Source organism: Mariniflexile litorale (assembly GCF_031128465.2).
Classification (GTDB): Bacteria; Bacteroidota; Bacteroidia; order Flavobacteriales; family Flavobacteriaceae; genus Mariniflexile; species Mariniflexile litorale.
The window spans coordinates 2,837,589-2,857,812 of the sequence record NZ_CP155618.1; the positions used below are offsets into that span (position 1 = coordinate 2,837,589).

General features: G+C 31.9%; 21 protein-coding genes and 1 pseudogene. 21 read left to right on the plus strand and 1 reads right to left on the minus strand.

Going from position 1 to position 20,224, the window contains the following annotated elements; all coding sequences use genetic code 11:
* Positions 1 to 181 precede the first annotated feature (181 nt).
* A complete protein-coding gene (locus QLS71_RS11770) occupies positions 182 to 751 on the minus strand; it encodes a Crp/Fnr family transcriptional regulator (RefSeq protein ID WP_308993450.1) in 570 nt (189 codons plus the stop codon).
* A 269-nt stretch (positions 752 to 1,020) separates the two neighbouring features.
* Here QLS71_RS11770 and QLS71_RS11775 point away from each other — a divergent pair, with 269 nt between their 5' ends.
* From QLS71_RS11775 to QLS71_RS11875, 21 genes and pseudogenes are all read left to right on the plus strand, one after another.
* Entirely contained in the window at positions 1,021 to 1,278 is a 258-nt protein-coding gene (locus QLS71_RS11775) for a hypothetical protein (RefSeq protein ID WP_308993451.1), read from the plus strand.
* An 83-nt stretch (positions 1,279 to 1,361) separates the two neighbouring features.
* A pseudogene (locus QLS71_RS11780) lies at positions 1,362 to 2,257 on the plus strand (IS982 family transposase).
* Between the two features lie 118 nt (positions 2,258 to 2,375).
* Complete coding sequence (locus QLS71_RS11785) at positions 2,376 to 3,407, plus strand: aldehyde reductase (protein WP_308993452.1); 1,032 nt, start codon at positions 2,376 to 2,378, stop codon at positions 3,405 to 3,407.
* A gap of 4 nt (positions 3,408 to 3,411) precedes the next feature.
* Positions 3,412 to 3,789, plus strand: a complete 378-nt coding sequence (locus tag QLS71_RS11790; protein ID WP_308993453.1) for a hypothetical protein — start codon at positions 3,412 to 3,414, stop codon at positions 3,787 to 3,789.
* A gap of 51 nt (positions 3,790 to 3,840) precedes the next feature.
* Positions 3,841 to 4,185 carry an AraC family transcriptional regulator gene (locus QLS71_RS11795; RefSeq protein WP_308993454.1) on the plus strand — a complete coding sequence of 115 codons (345 nt, stop codon included), beginning with the start codon at positions 3,841 to 3,843 and terminating at the stop codon, positions 4,183 to 4,185.
* A gap of 64 nt (positions 4,186 to 4,249) precedes the next feature.
* A complete protein-coding gene (locus QLS71_RS11800) occupies positions 4,250 to 4,840 on the plus strand; it encodes a Crp/Fnr family transcriptional regulator (RefSeq protein ID WP_308993455.1) in 591 nt (196 codons plus the stop codon).
* A 105-nt stretch (positions 4,841 to 4,945) separates the two neighbouring features.
* Positions 4,946 to 5,470, plus strand: a complete 525-nt coding sequence (locus QLS71_RS11805) for a YceI family protein (RefSeq protein ID WP_308993456.1) — start codon at positions 4,946 to 4,948, stop codon at positions 5,468 to 5,470.
* A gap of 86 nt (positions 5,471 to 5,556) precedes the next feature.
* Positions 5,557 to 6,021 carry a VOC family protein gene (locus QLS71_RS11810; RefSeq protein WP_308993457.1) on the plus strand — a complete coding sequence of 155 codons (465 nt, stop codon included), beginning with the start codon at positions 5,557 to 5,559 and terminating at the stop codon, positions 6,019 to 6,021.
* 7 nt (positions 6,022 to 6,028) lie between these two features.
* Entirely contained in the window at positions 6,029 to 6,547 is a 519-nt protein-coding gene (locus tag QLS71_RS11815) for a VOC family protein (RefSeq protein WP_308993458.1), read from the plus strand.
* Between the two features lie 60 nt (positions 6,548 to 6,607).
* Complete coding sequence (locus QLS71_RS11820) at positions 6,608 to 7,204, plus strand: NAD(P)-binding domain-containing protein (RefSeq protein WP_308993459.1); 597 nt, start codon at positions 6,608 to 6,610, stop codon at positions 7,202 to 7,204.
* 120 nt (positions 7,205 to 7,324) lie between these two features.
* Entirely contained in the window at positions 7,325 to 7,903 is a 579-nt protein-coding gene (locus tag QLS71_RS11825) for a Crp/Fnr family transcriptional regulator (protein ID WP_308993460.1), read from the plus strand.
* A 102-nt stretch (positions 7,904 to 8,005) separates the two neighbouring features.
* A complete protein-coding gene (locus QLS71_RS11830) occupies positions 8,006 to 8,863 on the plus strand; it encodes an SDR family oxidoreductase (protein ID WP_308993461.1) in 858 nt (285 codons plus the stop codon).
* A 58-nt stretch (positions 8,864 to 8,921) separates the two neighbouring features.
* The gene (locus QLS71_RS11835) at positions 8,922 to 9,554 is read left to right on the plus strand and encodes a nitroreductase family protein (protein WP_308993462.1); all 633 of its coding nucleotides are present in this window, start codon (positions 8,922 to 8,924) and stop codon (positions 9,552 to 9,554) included.
* Between the two features lie 6 nt (positions 9,555 to 9,560).
* Positions 9,561 to 10,055, plus strand: a complete 495-nt coding sequence (locus QLS71_RS11840; RefSeq protein ID WP_308993463.1) for a nuclear transport factor 2 family protein — start codon at positions 9,561 to 9,563, stop codon at positions 10,053 to 10,055.
* A 27-nt stretch (positions 10,056 to 10,082) separates the two neighbouring features.
* On the plus strand, positions 10,083 to 10,604 hold the full coding sequence (locus QLS71_RS11845) for a DoxX family protein (protein ID WP_308993464.1): 522 nt from the start codon (positions 10,083 to 10,085) through the stop codon (positions 10,602 to 10,604).
* Positions 10,605 to 10,767: 163 nt separating this feature from the next.
* The gene (locus QLS71_RS11850; RefSeq protein WP_308993465.1) at positions 10,768 to 11,589 is read left to right on the plus strand and encodes an oxidoreductase; all 822 of its coding nucleotides are present in this window, start codon (positions 10,768 to 10,770) and stop codon (positions 11,587 to 11,589) included.
* A gap of 5 nt (positions 11,590 to 11,594) precedes the next feature.
* Positions 11,595 to 12,383 (plus strand): AraC family transcriptional regulator, encoded by a 789-nt coding sequence (locus QLS71_RS11855; RefSeq protein ID WP_308993466.1) that lies wholly within the window; start codon positions 11,595 to 11,597, stop codon positions 12,381 to 12,383.
* 975 nt (positions 12,384 to 13,358) lie between these two features.
* The gene (locus QLS71_RS11860; RefSeq protein ID WP_308993467.1) at positions 13,359 to 14,228 is read left to right on the plus strand and encodes a UDP-2,3-diacylglucosamine diphosphatase; all 870 of its coding nucleotides are present in this window, start codon (positions 13,359 to 13,361) and stop codon (positions 14,226 to 14,228) included.
* A 6-nt stretch (positions 14,229 to 14,234) separates the two neighbouring features.
* Positions 14,235 to 15,224 carry a glycosyltransferase family protein gene (locus QLS71_RS11865; RefSeq protein WP_308993468.1) on the plus strand — a complete coding sequence of 330 codons (990 nt, stop codon included), beginning with the start codon at positions 14,235 to 14,237 and terminating at the stop codon, positions 15,222 to 15,224.
* Positions 15,225 to 15,238: 14 nt separating this feature from the next.
* The gene (locus QLS71_RS11870) at positions 15,239 to 16,603 is read left to right on the plus strand and encodes a GH1 family beta-glucosidase (protein WP_308993469.1); all 1,365 of its coding nucleotides are present in this window, start codon (positions 15,239 to 15,241) and stop codon (positions 16,601 to 16,603) included.
* A gap of 358 nt (positions 16,604 to 16,961) precedes the next feature.
* Positions 16,962 to 20,093 (plus strand): PAS domain-containing protein, encoded by a 3,132-nt coding sequence (locus QLS71_RS11875; protein WP_308993470.1) that lies wholly within the window; start codon positions 16,962 to 16,964, stop codon positions 20,091 to 20,093.
* Positions 20,094 to 20,224: the final 131 nt, after the last annotated feature.

Below are 20,224 nucleotides of genomic sequence, written 5' to 3' on the forward strand. Positions count from 1 at the left end.
TTTATCGCGGGGTCGCCATTTATAATGTCAACGAACTTATGATAAGATGCTTACAATAAGGAATTGGAATTATCTCATGTTTAGATTATACAATACAAATAAAAAGGTTATCAGGAACTTTTATCTTCGCATATGGTAAGAAATAGTTTCTCTAAATTTGGAAATTGATATGTTTGAGTATTTATTTTATAAGTTCCTTTCTAATCCTGCTTAATGATGTATCTGTAATTCCTAAATACGTGGCTATATGTTTAAGAGGCACTTGGCTGAAAATTTCTGAACGTTCCTCTATAAGAGACTTATACCGGTCTGTTGCAGCTTCTGTTACCATAGAAATGATGCGCTGCTTAAGTTGAAATAAACTATGCGACATCCATGCTCGACCCCATTCATTAAAACCTTTAGAAGCATGGTAAAGTTCCTGGAATGTATCAAAATCTATTTTATACATCTCACAATCTGTTAAAGCCACGATATACTCTTTTGCAGGAGATTGATGAAAAAGGGAAAATACATCAACAACTATTTCACTTTCACCAATAAAGCCCGTAGTAATATCATTGCCTTTATAATCAATGGCATAGGTTCTCACGATTCCTTTTTCAATACAAAAATACGCATTTGCTATTTGTCCAGTCATAAGTATATATTCCCCTTTTTTGAAAAATACTTTTTTATGTGCTTTATATATAATTTCTAAATCCTTAATTGAAATTAATGGGTGTTTGTATATGTTTTTAAGAGATTTCATTTAGAATGTTAATGTCAAGACCGATCACTTTTTGAACATGAAAAGTTCAATACAATGCTTGATTTAAGATTAATAATTATAAAACTATAAAAAAGATTTGTATTTGATAAAATAATCATTTGAATCTACCAAATAAAGGTGTGAAGTGGCTATAATTTTGTTCCAATTGATGTTATTTTGTTTGCTTTCTTGCCCTATGCTAAGAATCGTTATCTTATAAGATTATATTTTTGTTATAAGAGATTCGAACTTTACTTTTATTATAAAAAATGAATAATTCCTTTGCTCAAGAACAGAAATATTATCATGGTTTAGCTCAAGTTGAAATTTTTAAAACTGATATTAAAAATCAATATCAAGCCAATTTTTTTAAGTCTGAGTTATTAAAAATATTCTGTGATTTAAAAATAGATTTTGATCTTGAAGATTGTGATAAAATCTTAAGGGTTGAGGGAGGTTTTGAATGCGATGAACTTTTTGAGATAGCTAAAAAACTGAACATTAAGATTGAGGTTTTAAAAGATTAATATCGATTTTTTTAACATAAAAAAAGCAGAATATTTAGTATATTAAAGTGTTGAATTCCAATATTCTAAAATAAATTCTGCTTATGATTTCTAAAGATAAAGTTATTGAAATTTTCTGTGTTATTGATGATTTTTGCAAAGAAATCAATCAAATAATTGATAAAAACGCTCTTGTAGCGAATACCAAGAAGAAAAAGCGTAATCGAAAATCAAAAATGTCCGATAGTGAAGTAATAACCATCATGTTATTATTTCACCTAAAAGGATATCGATGTCTCAAGCATTTTTACCTGAATTATGTCACCAAACATATGAAGAATGACTTTCCAGAAACAGTCTCCTACAATCGTTTTGTAGAGCTTCAAAAGAAATCTGTACTACTAATACCATCTTCCTTCAAAGTTGTTGTTTAGGTAAATGCTCTGGCATCTCTTTTTTGGATTCTACTGTTCTAAAGGCTTGTCACTACAAACGAGAGAAACAGAATAAGGTATTCAAAGGTATCGCCAATAAAGGAAGGGGGACTATGGGGTGGTTCTTCGGATTTAAACTCCATATCGTAATCAACGAGCGAGGTGAAATTATAGATTTTCTTATAACTCAAGCCAATGTGGATGATAGACAACCATTAAAGGATAAGGCTCTTCATGATAAGGTTTTTGGGAAAATATTTGCTGACAGAGGTTATATTGAGAAGGATCTCTTCGAAAAACTCTTCGTAGACGGGATTCACTTAGTCTCCAAAATAAAGAAGAACATGAAAAATGCACTTATACATATTTACGATAAAATTCTTCTTCGAAAAAGAGCTGTCATTGAAAGCGTAAATGATATACTAAAGAATCAAAGCCAAATTGAACACAGTAGACATAGAAGCTTTGATAACTTTATAACCAACTTAATATCTGGGCTAATTGCCTATTCTTTCTATCCTACAAAACCCAATATTAACATTGATAAATTACAAAGAATTGAATGAAGCTTAAGTCGAACTCACGTTATTTAATAAGGTTGACTTTGTATAAAATTAAAAATGGACTTTTTAACAAAGTTTGTTACAGTATTTATTAAGAATTTTGTTTCATAAAAATCAATAAATGCAAAATAAAGAAACAGTTTTAGTAACTGGAGGAACAGGTTTTTTAGGAACTCATACAATTGTTCAGTTATTACAAAATGGATATAATGTAAAAACGACCGTTCGTTCCTTAAAGAGAAAAAACGATGTGTTTGAAATGCTAAAAAATGGCGGGATAACATCATTTGATAATCTCAAATTCATTGAAGCCGATTTAACTAAAGATAAAAATTGGGATTTTGCAGTAAAAGACTGTAAATATGTATTACATCTTGCTTCGCCTTTTCCTTCGGGTGAACCAAAGGATGAAGACGAATTAATTATTCCTGCTAAAGAAGGAACGCTTCGAGTGCTAAAAGCTGCTCAAAAAGCAGGTGTAAAACGTGTTGTAATGACCTCTTCTTTTGCCGCAATAGGCTACAGTATTAACCCTGAAAACCATATTTTTTCTGAACAAGATTGGACAGACCCTAATACAAAGATAGGTCCATATATCAAATCAAAAACACTAGCTGAACAAGCTGCTTGGAATTTCATTAAAACAGAAGCAAACCCGTTAGAATTAACCGTTATTAACCCTGTTGGTGTTTTTGGTCCAGTTTTAGGTAAAGACTTTGCTAGTTCAGTACAACTGATAGAACAACTCATGAGTGGTAAAATGTCTGCAACACCAAAAGTCTTTTTTGGTATTGTTGATGTCAGGGATGTAGCAGATTTACATATCAAAGCTATGATAAGTAAAGAGGCAAAAAATGAACGTTTTTTAGCGTGTTCTGATGATTCGACTTCATTACCGGAAATAGCTAAAATTCTTCGCCTACAGCAAAATGAATATACGAAAAAGGTTACTAAAAAAGTGCTTCCTAATTGGTTAGTGAAAATGTTATCACATTTTAAACCTGAATTAAAATCTGTAGCTTCTCAAGTAGGGATTATAAAAACTATTTCTAATGAAAAAGCAAAAACTATTTTAGGTTGGAAACCTCGAAATAAAGAAGTGATTATAACTGATACTGCAGATAGTTTAATTAAATTTAGTATTATTAAATAAAACAATGGATATAAAATCGTGTTACATAGGACCCGAAATTTCACCAGAACAATTTATACCAGAACATTTGTTTTTGTTTTTGGCAAAAGGAATTTTAAATGGTTATGATGGTAGCAATTATATTACGATGAAGTCTGGCGATTATTGTATTGTTCGTAAAAACCATTTAGCAAGATATAACAAGCAAAAAGAGAACAATAAATTTGAAAAGGTAGTCGTGATTTTTGATGAAATATATCTAAAACAATTTCTAGAAAAACACCAACTCAAAAAAGAAAAATACAAACCTAAAGAAGCATTTATTTATTTAGATAAAAATGAACAAATATCAAGTTTTATAAACTCATTAATGCCTTATTATAATGGTATGGGGAAAATTTAAAAAGGGATCCAAAATACCAAGCGAGAAGAGCTCTTATTTACCTTGTTAGAAATGAAGCCAGAATTATATGGAGTGTTTTTCGACTTTGGTAAACCCGAAAAAATAAACATGGAAGAGTTCATGAATCAAAATTATAAATTCAATGTAGGTATTGAACGTTTTGCACATCTTACGGGTAGAAGTCTCTCGGCATTCAAAAGAGATTTTAAACAAATATTTAACGATACACCCAACCGTTGGTTGATTCAAAAAAGGTTACAAGAGGCCTATTTTCTCATTAATAAAAAGAAACAAAAACCATCTGAAATATATATTGATTTAGGTTTTGAAGATTTATCTCATTTTTCATTTGCTTTTAAAAAACAATTTGGAATGAGCCCAAAGAACTTATTATGATGATTTCAATTTAATTTTAATTAGTTAATTTTACTTTGGGAAGTTACCAAAGCATTTAATTTCAATGAATTCAAAAAAAATATTATCTCAATACATTCAAAATTATATTGATTTAAATGAAGATGAAGCAAATCAATTTGTTAGTTGTTTTGAGGAAATAAAAGTTAAGAAAAGACAATTCATTGTACAACCTAATTTTATTGCGCATCATGTACATTTTGTGGTTAAAGGAGCTTTTAGGTCTTATGTTGTTACAGAAGAAGGTAACGAGCATACAACTTCTTTTGCCATTGAAAATTGGTGGATTACCGATTACAATAGTTTTATATACCAACAACCTGCCACCTCATTTGTAATAGCACTTGAAGATAGTGTAATATTACGTGTACACTATGAAAAACAAAAAGAACTAAAACAAGCAAATCATAAGTTTGAAACTTTTTTCAGAATTATAGCAGAAAGAGGCTTGGCTTTTTTTCAGCGAAGAATTACAAACAATTTAACATTATCTGCCGAAAGGCGTTACGATCAATTTATGAGTAAATATTCTCATATTGCTCAACGCTTACCTCAATATGCTTTAGCATCTTTTTTAGGAATGACACCTGAGTTCTTATCTAAAATAAGAAACAACAAGATTCAAAAGAAATCTTGAACTACTTCAATCATTTTTCCTAATCTACTTCATTGTAACTAGAAAGCTATTCATTGCACTTTTGTAATGTCAATATTGACGTATAATAATTTAAACAAAAGTAATATGAAAACAGCAGTAAAAACAAAATGGAATTTAGATGTAGCACATTCAGAAATAAGCTTTAAAGTTAAGCATATGATGATTTCTACAGTTACAGGACACTTCGAAGACTTCAGTGCAACGGCTGAAACAGAAAACGAAAATTTCGTAAATGCAGATTTTAAATTTGCAGCAAATGTTGATTCTATCAATACTAAAAATAGTGATAGAGATGCACACTTAAAATCAGATGATTTCTTCAATGCAGAAGAATATCCAGAATTGACTTTTAAATCAAAATCTTTTGATGGATACAAATTAGTTGGAGATTTAACAATTAGAGATAAAACCAAAGAAATTGTATTAGATGTAGATTTTAATGGATTAGCTGTAGACCCTTATGGTCAAACCAAAGCAGGTTTTGAGATTACAGGAAAAGTAAATAGAAAAGATTTCGATTTAACATGGAGTGCGGTAACAGAAGCAGGAAGTATAGTGGTAAGTGACACTATTAAGCTTGTTGTTGACTTACAATTTGTTAAAGAATAGTTTTAGTAGTGTTTATTGAGGCTGAAACAATTTTATCAGCCTCAATTTTAGGCAAAGTAAATAAGAATATTGTAAAAAATTATAAAATGGAAAATCAAACAAAATTAAAGGGAGGTTTAAACACATTGGCATTGTATAATGTTGCTTTTGTGGTTTCTAATATTGAAGAATCAATAAAGTGGTATAATAATATATTAGGATTTAAATTAGTAATGAAACAAGCTATTCCTCTAGAAAAAGGGGAGCTGCAAATGGCATTCATGGAAGGTGCGGGAATGAAGATTGAAATGCTTCAAAATTCAGATAATCAATTAATCGATGCGATTGTTAACGATTCAAAAGTTGATGCACCACCAACAGTTGTAGGTAGCAAAGCTTTGGTGTTTCAAGTAGAAGATTTAAAGAAAGCAACTAAAGAACTTGAAGAAAAACATGTGAAGTTTTTATGGAAAGAGCGATATCTAGCAGAAGGCGCATTATTTTGTACCATGGCATTAGACCCTGACGGTAACCGTATAAATATTTTTCAAGCAAATACAGTAATTCAATAAATCAATTATGGAAACCAATAATATTATTACAAAAATAGATCATTTAGGTTTAAATGTACCGGATATAAACACAGCAACCATCTTTCTACAAGAGGCTTTTGACGCTGAGATAATTAATGAATCCTACAGTAGAGCGCTTCCACCTTTAGAAGCATCTGATGAACTTGCATCAACTTTAAACTTAGCACCGAAAGCAACCCTTCATTCATGTAGGATGATTAAAATAGGCAGTGGAGTTAGAATAGAATTATTTGAAATTTATGTTGATGGTCAGAGACAACCAATAAAATCTAGTGATTTGGGTTTAATACACTTTGCGTTGTACACAGACAGTATGCATAAAGCAATCCAAAAATTCGAAGCTGCTGGAGGAAAAATGTTATCAGGTCCAAACCCATTTTTATTTCCATCTGAGAAAGGCGACAAAAACTTCTTTTGTTACGGCTTAACACCTTGGGGAACAACAATTGAATTTATTACCTATCCAGATGGGATGCCATATGAAAAGAACAATAATCTTTATTAATAGGAATTCACCAAATAATAATCAAAGAATATTTAAATCTAATTTAAATAACATAGCATTATGCAAACAGCAATAATAGGAACAGGAAAAATTGGAGAAGCCATTGCTAAAAAATTAATAAAAGCAGGGCATAGCGTTTTGCTTACAAATAATAAAGGCGCAGAAAGTTTGAAAGACAAAGCAGCAAGTTTAGGAAATCTAGCAATTCCTGCAGATATAAGTGAGGTTAATCAAGCTGAGGTGCTTTTCCTTACAGTTAGATGGTCACATTTGCAACAAGTAGCTGCAGATGTCCCAAATCTAGAAGGTAAGATTTTAGTTGACGTTACTAATCCAATTTTAGATGATATGAGTTTTGACGATTTAAAAGGAAAAGCTGCTAGTGAAATTGTACAAGAACTTTTTCCAAAAGCACGAGTAGTAAAAACATTGAATCATTACTTTTTGAAATGGATAGATGAAGATCCAAAAGTTGATAACGGTAAACGAATTGCTTTTGTATCAGGTGATGATACCGAAGCAAAAAACACAGTTACTAATCTGCTTAATGAGTTTGGTTTTAAGTCCATTGATTTGGGTAATCTAGCCGCAGGAAGTAAACTACAGCAAGCTGGTGGATCATTAGCTGCATTAAATATTGTAAGCTATCCTGCTTAAATAATTTTCTAGTTTTTCTAATAAAGAGAAAATAAATAGCCTAAAGTACTTACTTAATGTACATTTTAGGCTTATTTTTTATACACTATATTCAAAGTTAAATTTTTAAATTTGTGTATTATGTTAGAAGTTTTCAAGAAATATATAAATGATAAAGTATCTATGTCTGAGGATGACTTAAACGAGATACTTTCTTATGCCATATTAAAAAAAATGCGCAGAAGGCAATTTCTATTGCAAGAAGGCGATGTTTGGCGTTATAATGCTTTTGTTTGTAGTGGCTTTCTTAGAAAATATTCTGTAGATGACAAGGGAACAGAACACATTATGAGCTTCTCGCCTGAAAACTATTGGACGGGAGATAGAGAAAGTCTTGTTAATGATACACCCTCAAAGTTTAATATAGAAGCTCTTGAAAATGCAGAAATACTGCTATTTAAAAAAGAAGACTTTGAAATGCTCTGCACGAAAATACCTGTGTTTAATAATATGATTAATAATATATTACATAGGAGTTTCATTTCTTCACAGAGTAGAATTCATTCAAGTATAAGTCTTACATCTGAAGAAAAATATAATAATTTCGTTTTAAAATTTCCATCAATAGTAAATCGTGTTCCTCAACACATGATAGCTTCTTACATAGGTATTTCACCCGAAACCTTAAGCCGCATTAGATCCCAAGCAAATAAAAAGTAAAACCATTGACATTTGTCAATAGTTTTTTGCTTCAAATGTCAATGGAAAAAAGCCATTGTCAGTGGCATCTTTGTCTCATTAATAATTTAAAATTTTATAAAAATGAGCAAAGTAATTTTTATCACAGGAACAAGTTCAGGTTTTGGCAAATTAACAACCATCACTTTATCAAAAGCAGGTTATACAGTAATCGCTGGTATGAGAGGCGTATCAGGGAAAAACAAAGAAGCAGCTGACGAACTTTCAGCACTACCAAACGTTGAAGTAGTAGAAATTGATGTGACCGATGACCATTCGGTATCCAATGCATTTCAACAAACACTCTCAAAACACAGAAAAATTGATGTATTGGTCAACAATGCAGGTGTGACTGGTTTTGGGCTTTTGGAAGCCACTTCAATAGAACAAATCCGTAAAATGTTTGAAGTAAACTTTTATGGTGTTATTAGAGCTTATCAAGCTGTTTTACCAAGTATGCGTAAAGAAAAAAGTGGTCTTATAATCAATATAACATCAGGAGCTAGCGCACATACATTACCATTTATGATCCCTTATTTAGCTTCAAAGTTTGGTGTGGAAAGTATTGCAGAAGGTCTTCAAGCTGAGTTGGCTCAATTCAATATAGAAAATGTAACCATACAGCCAGGTGTTTATCCTACCGAAATGAACAATGGTAGCAAACAAGGAATTGGTGCAGACAAGCCAGAAGTTGCAGCAGCTTATGATCCTATTGCAACAGATATGTTTAACGCTATTGGAGCAGGATTGTTTGGTAAAATGCAAGAATTCAACATGAACCCACAAACAATTGCAGATGGAATATTAAACTTGGTAAGCATGCAAGACGGCACCAGACCATTACGCTACCCACTTGATGCTATTGCACAAGGTACAGACATTGAATTTATCAATGCTAGGGCAGAGATTAAAGAAAAATGGTTAGCCGCATATAACGGATAATATGTTTAATCAAACACGCTTATCCTAACTTGGATAAGCGTTTTAAACCTTAGATAACATGGAAATTATAGAAGCAATGAAGTGGCGTTATGCCACAAAAAGGATGTCAGGTAAAAAAATACCAGATAATACTATCAATAAAATTATTGAAGCTATGCACTTAGCTCCTTCAGGAATAGGTTTACAACCTTATGAAATTATCAGTATCACCAATAGTGAGCTAAAAAGTAAAATAGAGCCCATAGCATTTAATCAGAAACAAATTGTAGAAAGTTCACATTTGCTTGTCTTTGCAGCTTGGGATACTTATTCAAAGGAAAGAATTGATGGAGTTTTCGATTATTTGGCAAAACAGCGTAATATACCAATCGAAAAAACTTCAGGGCAAAGAAATTTTTCAAAACAGTTTTTTGGTGCTATGAGCGATGAGAACAATTTTCATCATGCAGCTAAACAGGCACATATTGCATTAGGTATAGCTATACTTACTGCAGCACTTGAAGGGATAGATGCTACTCCAATGGAAGGTTTTGACCCAATGGCTTTAGATGAATTACTGGGTTTAAAAGAAAAAGGATTGAAAAGTTCAATGCTATTAGCTTTAGGATATAGAGATGACAGTAACGACTGGAATTTAAACCTTAAAAAGGTAAGAAAACCATTATCGGAATTTTTAACAGAAATAAAATAGTCAAATATGAAAACAAAAATAATAATGCTGGCGATTTTGATATCAATGGGATTTAGTTCCAATTTATATGCACAAGAGTCTAACCCAAAAATAAATTCTGAAGAAAATAATAAAAAACAAAAAAAGCATACAGGTATGAGTACAGTAGAAATAGAAACTTTAGCAATAAAGCATTTGGATATATGGACAGATAAAAATGCAGAAAAGCGAAACAAGTCCATTAAAGAAGTTTATACAGTGGATGTAGAAATAGTTGACCCATTTTTTGTGATAAACGGGCATTCAAAACTGAATGATTTCATTGAAGAGTTACAAGCAAAACATCCTGGTTTTTCTTTCAGTATTTCTCAACCTATTGAAAGTCATAATAATATTGCTAGGCTGTTCTGGCAGTTTGGACCAGATACTAAGCCAGATACTATAACAGGACAAGACATATTTGTTATCGAAAATGAGAAAATAAAATCACTTTACATTTTTATTGACGGATTAGAAAATTAAAAATCAAACTATTTAAAAATTATAATCATGAGAACAATTTCAAATCTCCTTTTTGGAGAACGCAAAAGCAACAACTTTGCTTCGATAGGGTTATTAATATTACGCCTAATAGCAGGTTTTGGATTAATAATACATGGGTTGCCAAAACTTGCGGCACCTATGAGTTTCGCAGGAGATGCCTTTCCTGGCATTCTTCAGTTATTAGCAGTTATAAGTGAATTTGGTGGTGGTATTGCATTAATACTTGGCATTTTTGTACCATTGGCATCACTGGGAGCTTCCATTACTATGTTTGTGGGTATTATTTTTATGCATATTCCCTTTAAAGATCCTATTTATCGTATAACCGTAAAATATTCGTTTGAAGGTGATGGTGATCCTTTTTTTGGGTTTCCACTATGGTTGGCTAAAGCAGACGGACATAGTGCAGCTGGATCGGGTTCAGCAGAACTTGCGCTACTGTATTTTATTATAGCATTATGTTTGTTTTTTGTTGGAGGTGGGCATTATTCCCTAGATCATTATTTGAGATTTAGAAAACAAAAGTAATTTCAGTAAGCAAGATATCTACAGGTTCAGATATCTTGCTTTTTAGTTTTTTTACAATCTTTATTAATAACAGCTTAATATGCTCAATAAACATATTTGAGCTTTTGAGCAAAGTTTCACCCTTTAAATCAAACTACTTTTGCATTGTATTAAAAAACAAGATATGAGTAAAATAGTATTAATAACTGGAGCTTCTTCAGGTATGGGTAAAACAACAGCCGAATTGTTGTTAAAAAAAGGGTTTGTAGTTTATGGTGCAGCTCGAAGAATTGATAAGATGAATGATTTACAACAATTGGGTGCAAAAATTCTTTGCATGGATGTAACTGATGATGCTACAATGGTTTCCGGTGTTGAAGAAATTATCAAAAATGAAGGGTGTATTGATGTATTAATTAACAATGCTGGTTTTGGGTTTTATGGCGCTGTAGAAGATGTATCTATAAAAGATGCGCGTTATCAGTTGGATGTTAATGTATTTGGTGCTGTTAGATTGATACAATTAGTTTTACCTTATATGAGAAAAAACCAGTTCGGTAAGATTGTAAATATATCTTCCATTGGTGGAAAACTGGCAAATCCATTTGGAGGATGGTATCACGCAAGTAAATTTGCTTTAGAAGCTTTAAGTGACAGTTTGCGAATGGAGGTTAAGCATTTCGGCATAGACGTCATTGTTATAGAACCTGGAGGAGTCAAATCTGAATGGAGTGATATAGCTATGGAAAATGCCCGTAAAGTTTCTGAAAAAGGAGTTTACGTAACAATGGTTAATAAAATGATAGAAACAGGTAAAAAGTTTAAAGAGAAAAATGCCGAACCAGAAATAATCGCCAATCTTATATTAAAGGCTATAACTGTAAACAAACCAAAAACAAGATATAGTGGTGGCTTTATGGCAAAACCATTACTTTTAATGAAAAAAATAGTATCCGATAAAATGATGGATAAAATAATTTTGAGTCAGTTCAAAGGTAAAAAATAATGGGAATGCAACACTATAATCTTCTTTATTCATGTGTATACGAAAAAGAACGCGGTATTGAGCAATTTGTTGAAGAGCATGCTTTAGGAATTATTCTTTCAGGAGAATTGCATCTCTTTACAAATAAGGGTACTATTATTTTCAAAAAAAATAGTATTGGGTTAATCCGAAGGAATCAATTGGCAAAATCCATGAAGTTTCCAGAGTCTAATGGAAAGCCTTTTAAAGCAATTAATATTTTACTGGACCAAAATGCATTAAAAAAATACGCGTCAATATATACTATTAAAAAGCAAGATAGATATAAGGGAGATTATATTATAGATTTAACTAAAAATAGTTTTTTGAAAGATTACCTTGAATCACTATTGCCGTATTTTGATAATCCTGAACTATTAACAGGGGAAATTTCCGAGAATAAAACAATTGAGGCTGTTAAGTTACTTTTAAAAGCGAAGCCGGAACTTTTCAGTTTTTTATTTGATTTTAATGATCCACATAAAATAGACTTGGAAGCTTTTATGGTCCAAAATTTCACCTTCAATGTTACGCTCAATAAATTTGCCAAACTAACCGGTAGGAGTTTGGCAACATTTAAACGGGATTTCAGAAAAACATTTAACGATTCACCAAGTCAATGGTTGACTAAAAAACGTTTAGAAGAGGCACATTACCTAATAGCTAAAAAAAATAAACGACCTACAGACATATATTTAGATTTAGGTTTTGAAAACCTTTCTCATTTTTCATATGCATTTAAAAAACAGTTTGGAGTGAGCCCCATGAATCTATAGTCTTGAACAAAAAGAATTCAGAATGACTTATTGATTCTTCGTTAATTAATAAGATAACTTTACCTTTAAATGCTTTTCTGTTTTTTTTCTTCTCCTATTTTTTTACCGAATACCGGCCTTGGATTACTGTACTTTCCACAAATCGGTGATAATTGTGATTTAAAGTATAAAAGAGGGGCTAGTTACGTGTTTGTACTTGGAAAGTTGCGGGTTTTTGTACGAGGAATTTCCGAAGGAAAATCAGAAACTAACAATTATATTGGTTTCGCTAAAACTAGCATTTTTTATATACTTGTTTTCGTTTCTGAATCCATTTTATAATAGAATTTTCAGTTGGTATTTTTATCTGTATACTTCTTTCGCAAAAACTTAATTGCCATCCTGATTCCAATTCAATTAAATATCCAAATCTAGGATTTTTATAAATTCCGTTTTTTTTAATTCCGACATATCTTTTAATCGACTTCCAATACTATATCCTTCGGGTGTTTTTAATTTTACGTCACGTGTTGTCCTGTATGCAATATATTTCTTTTTAACTAGGAGCCCAATGCCTTAAAAAGTTTGGTTATCAATTTACTTGTTATAAGCTTGCTGTAATTAGTTGAATACAGATGGCTTTATAAACCAGAAACTTATGTTTTTTTATTTTAAAGGGCATAGTTCTATTATTTTATTGTGGTTACTTATGAATTTTAGTTTGAATATTTAGCGACCTAAAACATTTATATTTAATAAATAATTTAAGACTTGCGCTACAATCTTAACATCTTAATAATAATCCATTAACTTAAATTTAAAGTAATTACCACACCTTTGTGGTGTAATGCATATGGGCTTAACGTCATATGTAACGTGTATGATTATAATTTTAAACACTGTATCTACGCTTCTGGTAAATCACACAACTTCCTGTTGTATATGTGGTTTCTATACTTCTCAAAAAATTAAAAGCAAAAAACAATTGGAGAATACATGAAAAAAAGAGCTGTAGAGATTGTTGTTATCTCAGATGTGCATTTAGGTACTTATGGCTGTCGTTCCAAAGAGCTTGTTAAATACCTTAAATCTATTAAACCTGAAAAGGTTATTTTAAATGGAGACATTATAGATATTTGGCAGTTTAGTAAACGTTACTGGCCAAAGTCGCACATGAAAGTTATAAAACTCATCACCTCGTGGATTTCTAAGGGTGTTGAGGTAAATTACATAACGGGCAACCACGACGAGATGCTACGTAAGTTTGTAGGCTTCCAAATGGGAAGTTTTAGTATTTCAAATAAAGAATTGTTGACCATCGATGGCAAAAAAGCATGGATATTTCATGGAGACGTGTTCGATGTAACCATGCAACACTCCAAATCCATAGCAAAATTGGGAGCGGTGGGTTACGATTCTTTAATACTACTTAATAGTGCCATCAATTTCTTGGCATCTAAGTTAGGCAAAGGTCCTATTTCGATGTCTAAAAAAATTAAGAACAGTGTGAAGTCTGCCGTAAAGTTTATCAATAACTTTGAAAAGATTGCTTCCGATATTGCTATTGAAAATGGTTATGATTATGTGATTTGTGGGCACATCCATCAACCAGAAATCAAACGTATTGAAACTGAGGCTGGCACAGTAACCTATTTAAATTCGGGGGACTGGGTTGAAAGCTTAACGACTCTAGAGTATTATGATGGCAAATGGCATCTGTTTAGTTTTAAGGACAACTTTTTATTTGAAGAGGCCACAGAAACCGATGCTGAAGAGGAAGAAGTATTAGAAACCAAAGTGCTTTTTCAAAACATGATGAAAGAGTTTGAAACTGAAGTAAAGCAACCTAAAGTCCCAACACATTAAAGTTTTATGAAAGTACTTTACGCGATTCAAGGTACAGGTAATGGGCATTTAAGTCGCGCACGTGATATCATTCCTATTCTGCAAAAAAAAGATATTGAGTTAGATATACTAGTAAGCGGAACAGAAGCCGATATTAATATTCCATATCCCATAGCTTACCAATTAAAAGGACTCAGTTTTGTGTTTGGTAAACAAGGCGGTGTCGATTTTTGGAAAACCTATTTTAAGGCGAAAAGTATGCGCCTTCACAAAGAAATTAATACCCTGCCCGTTGAAAATTACGATTTGATAATCAACGATTTTGAGCCTGTATCGGCCTGGGCTTGTAAACTGAAAAAATTACCCTGCGTGAGTTTAAGTCATCAATCAGCCGTATTGGTTTCAAACGCACCAAAACCTAAGAGAAAAGATGCTTTAGGGAAGCTCATTCTTAAAAAATACGCGCCAACCACTAAGCAGTATGGGTTTCATTTTAAGAGCTATCAAGACGATGTGTTTACACCTGTTATTAGACAAGACATTCGAAATGCCGTTTGCGAAAAGGGCAATCATTATACGGTGTACTTACCATCCTACGACGATGAAAAAATTCTAAAGATACTCTCTAAAATAAAAGAGGTATCGTGGGAAGTATTTTCAAAACACAATAAAAAAGTAGTGGTTCATAAAAATATAACTATACAACCAATAACAAATGAAACTTTTGTAAAAAGTATGGCCAGCAGTCAAGGTATTTTATGTGGAGCAGGTTTTGAAACCCCTGCCGAAGCACTTTTTATGCGTAAAAAACTATTGGTAATCCCCATGAAAGGGCAATACGAGCAAGAATGCAATGCCGCTGCTTTAAAAGATTTGGGTGTACCCGTAATAAAATCATTAAAAAAGAAATATATAAAAAATATGATGGAGTGGGTGGCAAGTGATACACTTGTATATGTTGATTATCCCGATATCACTGAAGAGATTATAGATAGGCTTCTAAAAGAAAATTTATAATACAAAACCATTCTATGGCTTTTATCCATACTCAACAACATTTCACCTTAAAACCTCAAGATTTCGGAAAAGACTTTGTGTTTGGTGTTTCTACCGCAGCATACCAAATTGAAGGCGCTCATACTGTAAAAGACAAAGGCGCTTCCATCTGGGATCAATTCACCTCAAAAAAAGGCAATATTTTTAATAATCAACATGGGCAAATAGCATGCGATTTCTATAATAAGTTTGAAGAAGATATTTTACTTATGAAATCTATGAACATCAAACACTTTAGGTTTTCATTAGCATGGTCGCGTATCATTCCAGAAGGTAGGGGAAAGGTGAGTACAGATGGTATTGATTTTTACAATAAGGTTATAGACTTCTGTATAAAATGTGGCATCAAGCCTTGGGTAACTTTATACCATTGGGATTTACCCCAAGCCTTACAAAACCAAGGCGGTTGGGTAAATAGAAATGTATTGTCTTGGTTTGAAGACTATGCTAAGATATGCGCCACTCATTTTGGCGATCGTGTTAAGCATTGGATGGTGTTAAACGAACCCATGGTATTTACGGGTGCAGGTTATTTTTTAGGAGTACACGCCCCAGGCAATAAAGGTTTGAAAAATTTTTTGCCAGCAGTCCATCATGCGGTAATGTGTCAAGCTATTGGTGGGCGAGTGTTACGAGCTTTAGTGCCTCGTGCGTATATTGGTACTACATTTTCCTGTTCACAAGTAACACCTTATAGTACATCTCCCAAAAATGTTCGGGCAGCCCAAAAAGCCGATGCTTTATTAAATAGGCTTTTTATAGAACCCATGTTAGGGCTTGGTTACCCCACTGAACATGTGCCAGTATTAAGGCGCATCGAAGCATACATAAAACCAAACGATTTAAAGCAAGCAGTTTTTGATTTTGATTTTATAGGCGTACAAAACTACACACGAGAAGTAGTAAAGCATAGCTATTGGGTACCTTATTTACATGCGAAAATAGTAAAAGCTTCTAAGCGAAATGTGAAAACAACGCTTATGGACTGGGAAGTCTACCCACCCAGTATTTATAATATGATAAAACGTTTTAACCAATACCAAGGTGTTAATAAAATACTCATTACCGAAAATGGTGCCGCCTTTACCGATATACTTTTTAATGGCAAAGTACACGATAAAGAACGTTTGCGGTATTTACAAACCCACATGCAGCAAGTTTACAAAGCCAAAAAAGACGGACTCCATGTAGTAGGATATTTTGTATGGACTTTTACTGATAATTTTGAATGGGCAGAAGGTTACCATCCTAGATTTGGTTTGGTGTACACCGATTTCTCAACACAACAACGTATTCTAAAAGCATCTGGCAAGTGGTACCAAGCTTTTTTAGGGAGTTAAATGTTATTCCCAGATCTAAACTCGTTGTAATATTTGATTTTCTTCGCAAAAAGCATTAACTTATCAGAGCGTTTATACAAAGTCATTATATATTTGAAAGTGAAACTTCCATTTGAGATATATTGTAATATATGACTTTTGAGGTGTATTTCTTTTTTGTTGCGAATCTACCATGGTTATAGTTTACAAGGAATAGATAAATTTCCTCAAGAAATAAAATAAATGGTATAAAAGTGTTTAGTGATTATTTTTTCATAAAAACCGCTATATCAACGAGTTTGATTATTCTCAATTTTATATTAAAGACTATTAGTCAGAAAATTTATACTATATTTATGATAATATAGATTAACAGAAAATGAAAAAAATATTTTTTTACAGCCTAGACAATTTTGAGTTTTTGCTACATTTTTTACCAGAATCTAACAAATTAACTTACTACTTCTTTAGTGAAATAAAACTATTGAAAAAAGCTATAAAGCAACTAAATCCAGATGCATTATTTCTTGAAAACATAGAATTTAACAAAGAGGTTTCAAGTTGTTTTGAAATTGTTGATACTAACACTTCAGTTATTATTTCTGGAAAGTATACAAGTTTTCCTAAAATGCCCAAACAGGTATCTGTTTTACCAGATAAACTAAATAAGACAAGCGTATTTGAGCTGTTTTTAAAATTAAAATTAATTAATGAAAATTTGGCATCGCAGGAAGCTATTTCAAAAGATAAAAATGATACAGAAGAAATTAAAAACGGTAAAGAATTAAATAACCAACAGCTTCTAAATCTTCTTATGAATAATTTGCCAGAGGCCATTTATTTTAAAGATAGAAAGTCCAGGTATACTAAAATTAATTATCCAGAAGCAGCTCTTTTACAAATAAGTGACCCAGAAGAAGCTGTTGGTAAAACAGATGCCTATTTTTTTGACCCAGCTTTAAGTAAAAAAACATTTAAGGAGGAGCAGGCTCTAATGAAGAGTGGTATTCCGTTAATAAACAAGTTTGAATGCATTGATACATTTTCTGATAAAAAGTATATAAGGGCTACAAAAGTACCTTTGATGAATGCAGATGGAAAGTGTATCGGTTTAGTTGGTATTACTAGAGATGTTACCAATGAGCATTTAATAGAGAAAGAGCTTCTTATAGAAAAGGAACTAATGGATTTGCTGATGAATAATGTGCCTGATAGAATTTATCTTAAAGATAGAGATTCTCGATTTATACGATCAAATATGGCTTTGGCAAAACAGTTCGGACTAAATTCACCAGAAGAATTATATGGAAAAACCGATTTTGATTTTCATGATCCTATTCATGCCAAAGAAGCATTTGAAGATGAACAGGCTATTATGAGAAATGTGAATCAAATTTTAAATAAACAGGAAAGCTATTTAAAAAATAGAAAACGGTTTTGGGTGTTAACAACTAAAATCCCAATTATAGATAATAACAAAGAAGTTATAGGGATCGTTGGTATTTCACGTGATTTTACAAAACAAAAAAAGTTAGAGGATACTCTTAAAAAAGAGAAAGAATTTTTGCAAATGCTAATTGATAATGTTCCTGATTATATATATTTTAAGGATAAAAATTTTAAATATATTAGGGTAAATAAAGCAATTGCCACTTTTTATAAAGCAGATGTGAACGAAATAATTGGAAAATCAGATTTAGATTACCTTCCAAAAAAAACAGCAAAAAAGTTACATCAACAGGATTTAGCCGTATTTGAGAATGAGGTAGAAATAATAAATAAAGTAGAAAAGCTAAAAAATTTAGAAGGTAAAACAATTTGGCTCTCCACAACTAAAGTTCCAATAAAGGATGAACGCTCCAAAATTATAGGATTAGTAGGAATCTCTCGAGATGTTACTCTAATAGAATTGGCCAAACAGCATTTTGAGATGGCCAAGGCAAATGCAGAAGAAGCCAACCGAGCCAAAAGCTTGTTTCTTGCGAATATGTCACACGAAATTAGAACACCTATGAATGGTATTTTTGGAATGGCTGATATACTGAGTAAATCTAAACTTGATTCTACCCAGAAAGAATACCTAGATATTATAATGAAATCTGGCCAGACCTTATTATTACTAATTAATAATATTTTAGATTTCTCTAAGATTGAATCTGGCAAAATGGAATTGGAAACAGTGCCTATCAGTATTAGAAGTATTATAGAAGAAGTTGCTGATATTCATATAGTTCAAGCTACCACTAAGTCGATAGATTTGTTAACATATATTGATCCCGAAGTTCCAGAATTTGTGGGAGGTGATTATGTTCGTTTAAAACAAGTTATTACCAACTTAGTAAATAATGCTATTAAGTTTACTCCGAAAGGAGAAGTTGTTATACAAGTTATTTATATGGGAGAAACCAATGGAACCCATGAAATACAATTTAAAGTTAAAGATTCCGGTATTGGAATTACCAAAGAAAATCAAAAAAAATTATTTAACTCATTTACTCAAGTTGATGCTTCAACAACAAGAAAATATGGTGGAACTGGTTTGGGGCTGGCTATTTCCTTAAAGTTAGTTACTCTAATGGGAGGTAAATTAGGCCTAGAAAGTGTTCCAAATTCTGGCTCTACATTTTTTTTCAAAGCAAAATTTAATATATCAGAAGAGGCTAAAAACACTAGTGCATTTTTAAGCAAAAAGCAACTTCATGGAAAACATGTTGCCATTATAGATGATAATGAAACTAATAGGTTAATATTCAAGAAATATCTTAAAACATGGCAAGTTAAAGTCTCAGAGTTTAAAGATGGGTTTGAAGCATTGTCGTTTTTTAAGGATCAGTATAATTCAGATAATCCAATCGATTTAGTGCTACTGGATTACCATATGCCTGGTATGGACGGAAGGGAATTGGCAAGGCGAATTAAAGCAGATCAAAGATTAAGTGATTTAAAATTAATTTTATTGTCTTCAATTACCGATGCACTATCAAAATCAGAAATGGATAAGATTGGTTTTGAAGCAGGTCTTAATAAACCAATTAAAATGAATCAACTATTAAATATAAGCTTAAAGGTTTTGGGAATGCCGCAAGAGCAAAAAGAATTTGAAAGTGAAGAAAACGAAAACCATTTGATAAGCTATAAAAATAAAAGGTTTCTTATTGTAGAGGATAATTTAATAAATATCAAAGTGACCCAAATAGTATTAAGTGGATTGTCAACACATGTTGAAGTAGCAAAAAATGGTCTGGAAGCAGTTAATCTCTTTCAGAAAAATAAGTTTGATGTTATATTGATGGATATAAGGATGCCGATAATGGACGGTATGGAAGCAACTTTGAGGATTAGGGAATTGGAAAAGAATATAAAATCAGAAGAGCCCGTTAAAATTATTGCAACAACCGCAAATACCTATCAAGAAGATGTTGAAAATTGCATGGATAATGGCATGGATGCTTTTCTTGAAAAACCATTTAAAAGAAAAGATCTACTAGATATTTTACAGCAATTACTATAATTTAGTTATAGCGTTTTGTATTGTGGGCTAACTTAAAAAAGTACCGTTAATAATTCGAATTTACTAACTTTAATTTCAATTTATAACAAAATAAGATAATTTTTCGTACTACAAAATAAATAAATTGACAC

Bases quoted from the DNA above. Each gene is read 5' to 3' on its own strand.
- QLS71_RS11805 (WP_308993456.1), top strand. From the start codon at position 4,946: ATGAAAACAGCAGTAAAAACAAAATGGAATTTAGATGTAGCACATTCA.
- QLS71_RS11835 (WP_308993462.1), top strand. From the start codon at position 8,922: ATGGAAATTATAGAAGCAATGAAGTGGCGTTATGCCACAAAAAGGATG.
- QLS71_RS11820 (WP_308993459.1), top strand. From the start codon at position 6,608: ATGCAAACAGCAATAATAGGAACAGGAAAAATTGGAGAAGCCATTGCT.
- QLS71_RS11875 (WP_308993470.1), top strand. From the start codon at position 16,962: ATGAAAAAAATATTTTTTTACAGCCTAGACAATTTTGAGTTTTTGCTA.
- QLS71_RS11845 (WP_308993464.1), top strand. From the start codon at position 10,083: ATGAGAACAATTTCAAATCTCCTTTTTGGAGAACGCAAAAGCAACAAC.
- QLS71_RS11825 (WP_308993460.1), top strand. From the start codon at position 7,325: ATGTTAGAAGTTTTCAAGAAATATATAAATGATAAAGTATCTATGTCT.
- QLS71_RS11785 (WP_308993452.1), top strand. From the start codon at position 2,376: ATGCAAAATAAAGAAACAGTTTTAGTAACTGGAGGAACAGGTTTTTTA.
- QLS71_RS11810 (WP_308993457.1), top strand. From the start codon at position 5,557: ATGGAAAATCAAACAAAATTAAAGGGAGGTTTAAACACATTGGCATTG.
- QLS71_RS11790 (WP_308993453.1), top strand. From the start codon at position 3,412: ATGGATATAAAATCGTGTTACATAGGACCCGAAATTTCACCAGAACAA.
- QLS71_RS11870 (WP_308993469.1), top strand. From the start codon at position 15,239: ATGGCTTTTATCCATACTCAACAACATTTCACCTTAAAACCTCAAGAT.
- QLS71_RS11860 (WP_308993467.1), top strand. From the start codon at position 13,359: ATGAAAAAAAGAGCTGTAGAGATTGTTGTTATCTCAGATGTGCATTTA.
- QLS71_RS11775 (WP_308993451.1), top strand. From the start codon at position 1,021: ATGAATAATTCCTTTGCTCAAGAACAGAAATATTATCATGGTTTAGCT.
- QLS71_RS11850 (WP_308993465.1), top strand. From the start codon at position 10,768: ATGAGTAAAATAGTATTAATAACTGGAGCTTCTTCAGGTATGGGTAAA.
- QLS71_RS11865 (WP_308993468.1), top strand. From the start codon at position 14,235: ATGAAAGTACTTTACGCGATTCAAGGTACAGGTAATGGGCATTTAAGT.
- QLS71_RS11770 (WP_308993450.1), bottom strand. From the start codon at position 751: ATGAAATCTCTTAAAAACATATACAAACACCCATTAATTTCAATTAAG.
- QLS71_RS11815 (WP_308993458.1), top strand. From the start codon at position 6,029: ATGGAAACCAATAATATTATTACAAAAATAGATCATTTAGGTTTAAAT.
- QLS71_RS11800 (WP_308993455.1), top strand. From the start codon at position 4,250: ATGAATTCAAAAAAAATATTATCTCAATACATTCAAAATTATATTGAT.
- QLS71_RS11795 (WP_308993454.1), top strand. From the start codon at position 3,841: ATGAAGCCAGAATTATATGGAGTGTTTTTCGACTTTGGTAAACCCGAA.
- QLS71_RS11840 (WP_308993463.1), top strand. From the start codon at position 9,561: ATGAAAACAAAAATAATAATGCTGGCGATTTTGATATCAATGGGATTT.
- QLS71_RS11855 (WP_308993466.1), top strand. From the start codon at position 11,595: ATGCAACACTATAATCTTCTTTATTCATGTGTATACGAAAAAGAACGC.
- QLS71_RS11830 (WP_308993461.1), top strand. From the start codon at position 8,006: ATGAGCAAAGTAATTTTTATCACAGGAACAAGTTCAGGTTTTGGCAAA.